The organism is Zarconia sp. (assembly GCF_057467645.1).
The window spans coordinates 25,229-37,180 of the sequence record NZ_JBRJXU010000058.1; the positions used below are offsets into that span (position 1 = coordinate 25,229).

Annotated in this window: 11 protein-coding genes; 5 read left to right on the plus strand and 6 right to left on the minus strand. The window is 50.1% G+C overall.

All coding sequences use genetic code 11. The features are described 5' to 3' along the window. Positions 1-66: 66 nt before the first annotated feature. Positions 67-543 carry a hypothetical protein gene (locus tag AC2215_RS08405; protein WP_486809524.1) on the plus strand — a complete coding sequence of 159 codons (477 nt, stop codon included), beginning with the start codon at positions 67-69 and terminating at the stop codon, positions 541-543. Between the two features lie 215 nt (positions 544-758). On the opposite strand, the gene AC2215_RS08410 is transcribed toward AC2215_RS08405, so the two are convergent. After that, a complete protein-coding gene (locus AC2215_RS08410; RefSeq protein ID WP_486809525.1) occupies positions 759-947 on the minus strand; it encodes a CPXCG motif-containing cysteine-rich protein in 189 nt (62 codons plus the stop codon). After that, complete coding sequence (locus AC2215_RS08415; protein WP_486809526.1) at positions 931-1,392, minus strand: SRPBCC family protein; 462 nt, start codon at positions 1,390-1,392, stop codon at positions 931-933. Before AC2215_RS08415 ends, AC2215_RS08410 begins: the two co-directional genes overlap by 17 nt. Positions 1,393-2,333: 941 nt before the next feature. On the opposite strand from AC2215_RS08415, the gene AC2215_RS08420 reads away from it, so the two are divergent. After that, positions 2,334-2,528: an NAD(P)H dehydrogenase subunit NdhS gene (locus AC2215_RS08420; RefSeq protein WP_486809535.1), complete on the plus strand. Its 195-nt coding sequence runs from the start codon at positions 2,334-2,336 to the stop codon at positions 2,526-2,528. 173 nt (positions 2,529-2,701) lie between these two features. Next, entirely contained in the window at positions 2,702-3,373 is a 672-nt protein-coding gene (locus AC2215_RS08425; RefSeq protein ID WP_486809527.1) for an HAS-barrel domain-containing protein, read from the plus strand. A 94-nt stretch (positions 3,374-3,467) separates the two neighbouring features. Here the strand turns inward: AC2215_RS08425 and AC2215_RS08430 are convergent, their stop codons facing one another. Further along, entirely contained in the window at positions 3,468-3,659 is a 192-nt protein-coding gene (locus tag AC2215_RS08430; protein ID WP_264319589.1) for a DUF2949 domain-containing protein, read from the minus strand. Positions 3,660-4,420: 761 nt separating this feature from the next. Between AC2215_RS08430 and AC2215_RS08435 the strand changes: the two genes are divergently transcribed. Then, the gene (locus tag AC2215_RS08435) at positions 4,421-4,537 is read left to right on the plus strand and encodes a photosystem I reaction center subunit VIII (protein WP_486809528.1); all 117 of its coding nucleotides are present in this window, start codon (positions 4,421-4,423) and stop codon (positions 4,535-4,537) included. Between the two features lie 182 nt (positions 4,538-4,719). Here AC2215_RS08435 and AC2215_RS08440 read toward each other — a convergent pair whose 3' ends face one another. The 3 genes from AC2215_RS08440 to psaA all read right to left on the minus strand — a co-directional run bounded on the left by AC2215_RS08440 (position 4,720) and on the right by psaA (position 10,013). After that, entirely contained in the window at positions 4,720-5,211 is a 492-nt protein-coding gene (locus AC2215_RS08440; protein ID WP_486809529.1) for a photosystem I reaction center subunit XI, read from the minus strand. A 306-nt stretch (positions 5,212-5,517) separates the two neighbouring features. Beyond that, entirely contained in the window at positions 5,518-7,731 is a 2,214-nt protein-coding gene (psaB, locus tag AC2215_RS08445) for a photosystem I core protein PsaB (protein ID WP_486809530.1), read from the minus strand. 26 nt (positions 7,732-7,757) lie between these two features. Then, complete coding sequence (gene psaA, locus AC2215_RS08450) at positions 7,758-10,013, minus strand: photosystem I core protein PsaA (RefSeq protein ID WP_486809531.1); 2,256 nt, start codon at positions 10,011-10,013, stop codon at positions 7,758-7,760. 763 nt (positions 10,014-10,776) lie between these two features. Between psaA and AC2215_RS08455 the strand changes: the two genes are divergently transcribed. Next, a partial coding sequence (locus AC2215_RS08455) for a hypothetical protein (protein WP_486809532.1) occupies positions 10,777-11,952 on the plus strand: 1,176 nt, incomplete at its 3' end.

An 11,952-nucleotide genomic window follows, 5' to 3' on the forward strand; every position in this document is an offset into this window, starting at 1 on the left:
CGATCGGGTCAACGTTTTGCCGGCTGATGATGCCGCCATTGGATACACAGCAACTCCTCAAAAAAAATGACATTGTCTCAACCTTCTAGCAAACCCCCCGAACCTCACGCCCAATCTCAGGGTTCGAGCACCAAAGCTTACGCCGACCGAACTGCACAGGATTACATCGAACGCATGGACCCCCAGGTTCGATCGAGCTTCAACCCGCAACAGTTAGAGGCGATTCGGGGGGCGATCGATTCTGCCATTCCCAAACCGGCTCCGAAAATCGTCGATTTGAGATTTGTCGTCGATTTGGTATTGACTCGCTTCTACGTGGTCTTGCTGGTGGGAAAAGATCGCCGCAAGAAAGCCCGCAAGTACGTTCCCGACAAAATGGCCCGGGCGGGAAATACGATCGCCGCACTGGTACTGTTAGTCGGACTCAATTTAACCATTAGTGCCTTTCTCTTTTTTGGAGCATACTTGGTTAAATCCGCCTTTGGTATCGATCTGTTCCCAGGAAATCTCCGGCATAAAATTGAAAAACTCGACGGTCGTTGAGTCATCGAAAATCGATCGAATCGACGCGCGTCTTGACCCCTAGGGTCTGTCATCAATTAGCCGTACATCCCTGACGAGCTGTGGATTCTGGGTTTTCGATCGATTTTGAATCTATCGCGGTCAAATCCTTATCCCGAAAGAGTCCTAAATTTAATTGATGACACGCCCTAGGTCGGGCGCTTTCTTTTTTCCGGGATCTCGTTGTCTGAACTTTCTCAACTTTCGGGTTCTGTATCGATTTCAATATCGAGGGTATTTTCGTCAATCCGAACGTACAACAGGTTTGGCTGACAGCACACCTGGCAGTCTTCAACGTAGGATTGCTGCATCCCAGCGCTCACATCAATAAATGTCGTGGAGGGTTCGCCGCAATAAGCGCAGTGATAATTAGCGGTTGAGAGCATTGCGTTCGCACTCCCGTTGGGTCACTTGGTGGCGATAGCGAAACATTTCTTCGAGCTGTTGCCGCACGATCGGTCCCAAGAGAGCCTCAGTCAGCTCTCCCCCCGGTAGCGAGAAGGCAATGGCATCGGTCAGTCGCGTTTTTCCCGCTTCCGGGCTAAATTGATGGCGATGGGTCCAACTATCCATCGGACCTTCGATCTGTTCGTCGGTGAACAGACCGTAGCGATCGCATTCGGTATGGCGGGCCAACCAGCGCACGGGAATCGGACCGAAGAACAGTTTAAATTCCGTTATCGCCCCAATATCCAATCCGCCTTCGCGGCGAACGATTTCCACATTTTGCCACGGTGGGGTTAGCAGTTGCAGGATATCCGAGCGTTCGTGGAAGTTCCACACCGTTTCGATGGGAGCATTAATTAATGTTGAGTATTGGAAATGCAGCATGAGCGCCATCGATGGGGCGATCGAACGCACATCATCGTAACGCGAGTTTGGGGTTGATGTCTAGCTCGAGGGTTTGGCTCGATCGTATTTCAGAAGCCATCTGCGGGATCGGACTTCGAGAAATCACCGTAGTTCTACGCACAGAAATTTACGCAGACTTTAAATGGGCAATTTAACGGATGCCGCAGCTCTTCGAACCAGGCTATTAATAGAGTATCAAAGACTTCACGAAGTAAACACATCCATACCCCCCCTCCTTTGTGGGGGGGTGTTTTTTCTTTTCAATCGCAGTTTTCTAAACAAATACCTCCACTTCAAAGAAGTAGAGGTAACGATGTAAATACATGGGGATTGTGAGGCTACTGGTTATAGACAGACCAGACCCCAACATACCAGCTCTCTCTTCGATTCGGGAAAGGGAAGGAGAGACTTTGTGCTGGAAACTGAAGGTATCCTAACCTCCGATCCTCGATCGTGGCAACGGGAGCTTCACCCATGGGGGACTCAACCCTTAACCCCTGAGACTCTTTTGGTTGAGACCCCTCATCCTAATCCTAATAGAGTTGTCCCTCCCGCAACAGCGATCGGACAGTTCCATTTGTCATCAGTATCTTTGTTCGATCGCATTGTCCTAGCGCAGACTCCAGATGTAAGCTATTAGCTCGCCTGCCAGAACCCTCCGCTACGCTTCGCCTCGCACTGGCTCATGAATAGCAGGTTGGGTATAATGCTCAAAGCAGGTCAAATCCATAAGTGCGCTCCCGCCGCCTGTTAACTCAAACAAATTCAATAAAAGAACCGGTGCGGAGGGGCATCCCGTATCGTTACTAAAGCTTGCCGAGTATCCGAACCGTTGGGTGGAGTTGGCAAGAAGCCCGCGCTCTCCCATCAGGGGAACGTCGGGAGTATGTCACGTGACCATACAATCCTCGATCGAAGCTATGATTTTACCGGGTTCTGCGGTTCGCGTAACCAACGCCAACGATATCTACTATCAATTCCAAGGTCTCGTTCAGCGAGTGAGCGATGGCAAAGCTTCGGTGCTGTTTGAGGGGGGCAACTGGGACCATTCCGTTACTTTCCGCTTGTCGGAGTTGGAACTCGTCGATGCCACAGCCGGTCGTCCGAAGAAGTAAGCTCGAGTTCGGGTCAAGACTTAGAATTGATGGCGAGGCGAGCCAGAGAAGAGAAGCGATCGAGTTTGGCGAGAAATGCTTGCGAATCGTCCCAACTCGCTCTCGTCGGTATAGAGGGTTTTTCCCTTGTGCTTTCTCTGCCTCACCAGCATCCCCACATACTCTGAAGCCCCATGCGTCTTCCTCTGTCTCAACTCTCTGCTGGGGAGCGAAACCCCAACCACGTCGCTGAAGTGATCGAAACCTCCACGACGGAGTTTTTAGCGCAATGTCTCGAACCCGAAGATCTGACATTTCCGGCGATGCCCCCCTTTGGCAGTTGGGTAAAGGCGATCGATGAAGAATCGGGCAATCAGGTGTATGCCGTGGTATATCACGCCACAACTAGCCCGATCGATTCCGTTCATCGGGCGCGAGCGTTAGGGCTATCTCTCGATGACTTGCGAGAGCAACAACCTCAGATTTTTGCGATGCTGAAAACTGAATTTCGGGCTGCCATTGTCGGCTTTACCCCACCCTCGGGCGATCGTACTCCGAGTTCGGTGTATCAATATATTCCGCCTCGTCCGCCTCAAATTCACCAGGCTGTTTATTACTGCACGCCGGAAGAAGTGATGGATTTTAGCGATCGACTCGATTTTTTGAGAACGCTGGTGCAAATGATGGGAGCACCCGTGGATGCCTTAATCGCTGCGGTGATTCGCGAGGTGTACCAACTCCGCCAAGCAGATCGGGATTGGTTGGTCAAAGCCGGACGTACCCTGAGCCTGTTACTCAAGGACGATTACGATCGACTCAGAGCGATTTTGGGGCAGATTCACGTTGATTCGATGTCATCGATGTAAAGTTTCAAATTTGGCGCGACACCCGCATTGGCAGCAGCCACGCCTGCTTTCGTGGAACGGACATATCTCGAATGGAAGTTACAAGATGTTTTCTTCAGGCCGTTTCGAGCCATTCATAAATTCGATCGAGCTGTTCGATGGTAATGAAACCATACTTCCACAGAATCATTGGCAACGGACCTGGGTCTTGCTCCCGATGGCGCATCGCAACGGCCAGAGAATCAGCCGGTAGCGCGAGATCGTCTTCTAAAAAGCGAATGAGTCGAGAGTACTTTGTAGATGCCATAATGCATTCACCTCCTTAAATGATTGATTGAATTCTAGCGTGCGATCTTCATACCGTACTTCTTGGTACCACAAGTACGCTCTTCGATCCGTCTACTTTTCCCAAATTCCCTATCCATCCGCCAGATCGCAGGTGGGATACAAATTGTACCCTTCAGATCTTCTGGTGATTAAAGCCATGTGCTAGCTCGCATTTTGACTAGTTTAGCCTTAATAGGGCGTTATCGATCGCGCGTCCCGATGAAAAGTCTGGAGATTAATACTTTCTCCATAAGACTAAAACTCTTAGCATTTGAGTTCTATTCAAGGGATACGGAAACTGCACTCGAAGAAAAGGACCGCGTCATCGATCGGCCGGTGAGTTTCGATTGACGCTAGGACTAGCTAATTTAGCAAATCTCTATACTTCTGCATAGTACTTATCGGTATATCTTAATCTAGCTTTGCAAAGTTTTGTAATATTTTTTGACAAACTGAGGATAAATTGTTCTCAAAGGACAGATCGAAGACCCTCACGCGATCGACCGGGAGATCGAAAAATCACAGAAAAAGATTAATTTTTGGGCTTTAGCTCTTCCATCGAACGAGCGAACGTGAGTGAACTTTTCTAAAGTTATTCCCCAATTCTGAGACTGAATTACCCCAACTTGCCTAAAATGTTAGCTTAAGGTCTCAAACAAGATTTTGAGAGCATTGCAGTCGGCTCGCTCCGACACAATCATTTGTTAATGTTCGGAATTTTATAGTAAGGAGAAATTTCAGATGAGTGCTGACTACGCAGCTTCATTCTTGCCTTGGGTCATGGTTCCTCTGATTGGAATGGTAATGCCCTTCGTCGTTATGGGACTTTTGTTTCTCTATGTTGAGAGCGAAGCTTAATCTTACTCGGTCAAGCTTCAAATCTAAAGGCACTCGAGTGTATCGCTCGATCTGAGTATAAACGAAAACCCCCCATTGTCTCGGTTGCAGAGCTTGCTTGGGGGGTTTTGCTTATGCCGAATAGCTTGACTTCTCAAGAAGGAAAAAAGCCTTGCTCTTGGAAGTAATCGGCGTATTCGAGCTTAGGACGACCAAACCTGACTAACAACCTGTTGCAGGGGGGCTAGATGAGGTGTCGTACAGAGGAAATAAGCAAAAGCGGCTCCTCCACAACCACCAAGAAGGAAACCACTAGCAAAATCACTCCAGCCTTCCTGGGTTCCCAAGTTTTCTGGGGGATTTGCGGTGGTAACGCTTGCGGTAGGCGCACTAATCCCAACTTGACCGTAAATCGATAAAGCGACGGTTAGAATACCGATAAAACCAACGGCGGCAAGTAATCCCGCAAAAGCGGCGAGATCGGAATCCCGCAACGGTCCCAAGACAACTAAAGGACCGTAGAGAAAATAGCCATGAGCCATACCGACTTCTAATCCACGACGGTTCGCAGATAATCCTTGGCGATAAGCTGGCAAGTTATTGATAAAAGCTTTCGTAAAAGCTGAAGCGTTAACAGGAGTTGCTAGATTTCCAACTTGGGGATCTCCAGCATCTTGAATTACATCCATAGTCATGAGAATCGATCTCCTCTTAAAGATTGTGACAACCCTTTGAGCTAATTCACTGTCAGGGGTTGAACGTTGATGAAAATCTTTTCACGCGCAAGGGATACGCGGATTTGTTTTCTCTTGTAACGAATTATAGAAGATATCGTTCTTGTTACGAGATTTCTTAGTATTTGGCAACAATTAGCGATTGACACACAATTTTTAACTCAAATACTGTCATATCATTCAAAATAATTCATATTTTGAGGTAAAAAAATCCCTGGCGAATTCGCCAGGGATTTTTTCAATTAAACAGTGGTTCGGTTATTATCTTTAACCAAACTTGCCTGCCGTCGAGGCAATCAAGAAGGCGGCATAAGTGAACACGTAACCCGCTGCGAAGTGAGTCAGACCGACCAAACGAGCTTGGACGATGGAGAGTGCCACGGGCTTGTCTTTCCAACGAACCAGATTCGCCAGAGGAGTGCGCTCGTGAGCCCAAACCAAGGTTTCGATCAGCTCTTGCCAGTAACCCCGCCAAGAGATGAGGAACATGAAGCTGGTCGCCCAAACGAGGTGAGCGGCTAAGAACATCCAAGCCCAAACCGACAGGTTATTCACGCCATAGGGGTTGTAACCGTTGATAAGCTGGGCGGAGTTCAGCCACAGGTAATCGCGGAACCAACCCATCAAGTGAGTGGAAGATTCGTTGAATTGAGCTACGTTGCCTTGCCACACCGCCAGGTGCTTCCAGTGCCAGTAGAATGTCAACCAACCGAGAGTGTTGAGCATCCAGAAGGCAGCGAGATAGAAGGCATCCCAAGCAGAGATGTCGCAAGTACCGCCCCGACCGGGACCGTCGCAGGGGAAGCTGTAACCGAAGTCTTTTTTGTCCGGCATCAGCTTAGAACCGCGAGCATCCAACGCACCTTTGACCAAGATCAAGGTGGTGGTGTGCAGACCCAGAGCGATGGCGTGGTGAACCAAGAAGTCGCCAGGTCCGATGGTCAAGAACAGAGAGTTCGTACCGCTGTTGATGGCATCGAGCCAGCCGGGAAGCCAGACGTCTCCGCCATTAGGCCACGCGGTGGTGGCAATACTATCGGGATTGGATAGGAACACGTCGAAGGCGTAGAGAGCCTTGCCGTGAGAGGCTTGAATCCATTGAGCGAACACCGGTTCGATCAGGATTTGTTTTTCAGGGGTGCCGAAGGCAACCACCACATCGTTATGGACGTACAAGCCCAAGGTATGGAAGCCCAAGAACAGGGAAACCCAGCTCAAGTGCGAGATAATCGCTTCTTTGTGGTCGATAATCCGAGCCAGAACGTTGTTCTTGTTGGCTTCGGGATCGTAGTCGCGAACCAAGAAGATCGCACCGTGAGCGAACGCACCCAACATGATGAATCCAGCAATGTACTGGTGATGGGTATAGAGCGCCGCCATGGTGGTGTAGTCCTTGGCAATGAAGGCGTAGGGAGGCATAGCGTACATGTGCTGCGCCACCAAAGAGGTGACAACACCGAGGCTAGCCAATGCCAGACCGAGCTGGAAGTGCAAGGAATTGTTGACGGTGTCGAACATTCCCTTGTGACCGTCACCCAACTTACCCGAAGGCGGTTTGTGACCGTCAAGGATTTCCTTAAGGCTGTGACCGATTCCCCAGTTGGTGCGGTACATATGACCGGCAACAATGAAGATCACGGCAATTGCCAAATGGTGGTGCGCCATATCCGTGAGCCACAGGGACTCGGTTTGGGGATGGAATCCACCCAAGAAGGTCAGAATCGCAGTCCCGGCACCTTCAGACGTCCCAAAGACATGGCTCGCCGTATCGGGATCCTGGGCGTAGACGGCCCAGTTACCGGTAAAGAAGGGCGCTAAACCAGCCGGGTGAGGCATCGTGCTCAGGAAGTTATCCCAGCCGACGTGCTGACCGCGAGATTCGGGGATAGCGACGTGTACCAAGTGACCGGTCCATGCCAGGGAGCTAACACCAAATAAGCCAGCGAGGTGGTGATTCAGGCGGGATTCCGCATTTTTGAACCAAGCCAAGCTCGGACGATATTTGGGTTGCAAGTGCAGCCAACCGGCAAACAGCAAGATGGAAGACAGAATCAGCAGGAAGATCGATCCCTGGTACAAGTCTCCATTTGTTCTCATGCCGATGGTGTACCACCAGTGGTAGACACCGGAATAGCAGATATTAACGGGATTGGTGGCTCCGGCTTGAGTAAAGGCATCAATTGCACCTTCACCGAAGTGTGGGTCCCAAATCGCGTGGGCGATCGGACGGACGTTGAGCGGATCTTTAATCCACTGCTCGAAGTTTCCTTGCCAGGCGACGTGGAATAGGTTGCCCGAAGTCCACAGAAAGATAATGGCGAGGTGACCGAAGTGAGAGGCGAAAATCTTCTGATAAAGATTTTCTTCAGTCATGCCATCGTGGCTTTCAAAATCGTGGGCCGTTGCAATCCCATACCAGATCCGACGAGTTGTCGGGTCGTTAGCCAAATCCTGGCTAAATTTTGGGAATTTAGTTGCCATAAGTTCTTACTAGTTCCTCCTCGCTATCATCCTACCGAAATGATCCGTGCCAGGAAGAATGCCCAAGTGGTCACGATTCCTCCGAGGAGGTAGTGAGCCACACCAACTGCACGACCTTGAATGATGCTCAAGGCGCGAGGCTGAATCGATGGGGCAACCTTCAACTTGTTGTGAGCCCAGACGATGGACTCGATGAGCTCTTGCCAGTAGCCGCGACCGCTGAACAGGAACATCAGGCTAAAAGCAAACACGAAGTGACCGGCTAGGAACATCAGACCGTAGGCCGACAGAGCCGAACCGTAGGACGTGATCACCGCAGAGGCCTGCGACCACAGGAAGTCGCGCAACCAGCCGTTGATACAAATCGCACTCTGTGCGAAGTTGCCGTAAGCGATGTTGGAAACCGTACCATCAGAGGAAACAGTTCCCCATACATCGGACTGCATCTTCCAACTGAAGTGGAAAATCACGACGGAAATGCAGTTGTACATCCAGAACAGGCCGAGGAACACGTGATCCCAACCCGAAACTTGGCAAGTACCGCCCCGTCCGGGACCGTCGCAGGGGAATCGGAAACCGATTTGACCCTTGTCGGGAACGAGACGAGAACTGCGGGCAAAGAGAACGCCCTTGAGCAGAATCAGGACGGTGACGTGAATGGTGAACGCATGGATGTGGTGCACCATGAAGTCAGCCGTTCCCAATGTGATGGGCATCATGGCGACTTTGCCGCCTACAGCGACGACATCACCACCAAAAGCAGGGCTGACACCGGCTAAAGCATTAGGAGCCGTTGCGCCGGCAGCAGTTGCATGGATATTTTGTACCCACTGAGCAAAGATCGGCTGCAATTGAATGCCGGTATCGGAGAACATATCTTGGGGACGACCCAACGCACGCATGGTGTCGTTGTGGATGTACAACCCAAAGCTATGGAAGCCCAACCAGATGCAAACCCAGTTTAGGTGGGAAATAATTGCATCTCGATGGCGGATAACCCGATCGAGCAGATTGTTGACGTTTTTGGCCGGATCGTAATCCCGAACCATGAAAATCGCACCGTGCGCGCCCGCACCCACGATACAGAATCCTCCAATCCACGTGTGGTGGGTGAAGAGGGATAGCTGAGTCGGGTAGTCGGTTGCGATGTACGGATACGGAGGCATCGCGTACATGTGATGGGCGACGATGATGCTCAAAGAACCAAGCAGAGCCAGGTTGATGGCGAGCTGAGCGTGCCAGGAGGTGGTGAGGATTTCGTAGAGACCCTTGTGTCCTTCTCCAGTGAAAGGACCTTTATGTGCCTCCAGGATTTCTTTCATGCTGTGGCCAATTCCCCAGTTGGTGCGGTACATGTGACCGGCAACAATGAAGAGCACCGCAATCGCCAAGTGGTGGTGAGCGGTATCGGAGAGCCACAATCCACCGGTTTGCGGGTTCAAGCCACCTTTGAAGGTCAGGAAGTCAGAATAAACTCCCCAATCTAGGGTGAAGAAAGGCTTGAGACCTTCGGCGAAACTTGGGTACAGCTCGGCCATCTTGCTCGTGTCAAACAAGAACTCGTGAGGCAGGGGAATATCTTTCGGTGCTACCCCAGCATCGAGCAATTTGTTGACCGGCAAGGACACGTGAATTTGGTGTCCGGCCCAACCCAAAGAGCCGCAACCCAAGAGAACCGACAGGTGGTGGTTCATCATCGATTCCACGTTTTGGAACCAATCGAGGGTTGGAGCTTTTTTGTGGTAGTGGAACCAGCCAGCAAACAGCATCAAACCAGCCATCACCAACGCACCAATGGCAGTGCAGTAGAGCTGAAACTCGTTGGTGAAGCCAGAAGCCCGCCAGAGCTGGAACAGCCCGGAGGTAATCTGAATGCCGTGGAAACCGCCGCCGACATCGCCGTTTAAGATCTCTTGCCCGACGATGGGCCAGACCACTTGAGCGCTTGGTTTGATGCCCGTGGGGTCGCTCAACCAAGCTTCGTAGTTCGAGAAACGAGCACCGTGGAAATACGCGCCGCTCAACCAAATGAAAATAACAGCTAAGTGACCGAAGTGAGCGCTAAAAATTTTGCGCGAAATATCTTGCAGGTCACTAGTTTGACTATCGAAATCGTGAGCGTCAGCATGGAGGTTCCAAATCCAAGTAGTTGTCTTGGGACCCCGAGCTAAAGTCCGATCGAAATGACCAGGCTTTCCCCACTTTTCAAATGAGGTAGGCACCGGATCGGTATCGACACTGACTTTTGCTTTTGCCTCCCGCTCTGGAGGACTAATCGTCATTGAGTTTCTCCTCTCTCTCTGAATCTGAAATGAGGAATTTGAACAGCGCTCAACGCAATCTTCAGACAATGACTTTCCTCTCGTAAGAAGTGATGAGTAGTAGGTTTTGGAAACTCATTTTGAGTTACGGCCACATAATCACTTTTTATCTTTTTTATGGTTGTTGGCAAACTTTGCCTTAGAGAGGAAATTTTCTTGCGAATCTTTACTTTTATGAAAGCCAGACTCGAAGCCTCTGAAGCTCGCGTTAAAAGCGCACGTCTGTCATTATAGGGCTTACCCTACCAGAATTCAATTAAAAAAATTGACTAACAGAAGTAAGCAAATATATTGCCGATTGAATTGTAAAAGTCAAGTCAAATCTCAGAGATGTTGCATAAAGTTAAACTTAGTTTACAAAAGTTAAAATGATTGTGAGATTTGACATTTTGATAGGTTTAATTAATAGCGACATCTCTATTGAGAGAATAGCAATGGCTCTATTGCTGGGGATCGATCGCCCACCCTTGAGTGAGATGTTCGGCTTTTCCGATATAGTGGCATAAGCGATTGAGACCCAAAACTCAGACGCACACATCGTTCGGGCGATACAATCTTCGACCTGGCTACCTTCCCTTAGGCTGCCCTCATCCCAAGAAAACGGCCAAGACAGTCAAAGAGGAAGAGAATCTATCGGAAGCCTACTTCCGTACCGAGGCTTACAGTCGTACGGTTTGGAACCCCGAGATCGCCCAACTACAATCTTAAGGAGTAACAAAAAAGCGTGTCGAGACAGAATTGGTCGTGGAGCCGGATACTAGTCAGATGTTTCGCCATCGTCGCCTTCTCTTCGATCGCCATCGGATGTAGCGATGGCAGTGCCGGCGATCGAGTGGGAGACAAATCCGTTCCCGTCGAACCTCCCGAACCGCAAATCGTCGAAGTCTCGCCACCCACCGCTCTCCAAGAATTACACCGCGACTTAGACCTCTATCGACCGCAAGTCTCGATTATTGCCCCCGAACCCGATACGGTATTTGAAGAAGAAACCGTTACGGTACAGCTACAGGTCGAGGATTTACCCACGTTCAAAGACGAGCGCTTCGATTTGGGACCCCACCTGAATGTCATTCTCGACAACCAGCCCGCAATTTCCGTTTACGATCCCAGCGAACCGTTAATTCTCGAAGAAGTATCTCCGGGAACTCATACATTGCGAGTGTTTGCCTCCCGTCCCTGGCATGAAAGTTTCAAGAACGACGGTGCTTACGCCAAAACCACATTTCACATTTACGCCCGCACCGACGAAAATAAACCCGATCCCAGTTTGCCGTTGCTCACCTATTCTCGTCCGCAAGGCAGTTACGGTGCCGAGCCGATTATGCTCGACTACTACTTAACCAATGCTCCCCTCCATTTGGTTGCCCAAGAATCGACCGAAGATGAGATCGCCGATTGGCAAATTCGTTGGACGATTGATGGCAAAAGTTTTACGAGCGATCGCTGGCAACCGATTTACATCCAGGGGTTTTTACCCGGAAAACATTGGGTGCAACTGGAGTTTCTCGACGAACTGGGCAATCCGATCGAAAATATCTTTAATAACACCGTGCGGACGTTCGTCTACGAACCGGGGGGAGAAGATACCCTGTCGAAGCTCGTTCGCGGAGAACTTAACGCTTCCGACGTGCGCGGTATTGTCGATCCTAACTATGTTTACGAAGAAGAATCCTCTTTTGAAGAGGAGTCGGAAGAAAAGTTAGTGCCTGAAGAATCCGAAGCTGAAGTCTTAGATGAGGCAACGGTGGAAGTTGAAACTCTACCGGTAGTCCTCGATGAGGAACTCGTAGAAGAGCAACCGGTCGTTCTCGAAGAACCCGACATCTTTGATGAAGACGCTCTCGAAGGCGAAACCTCGATCGAAGTTCTCGAAGAATCCGAAGCTGAAGTCTTAGATGAG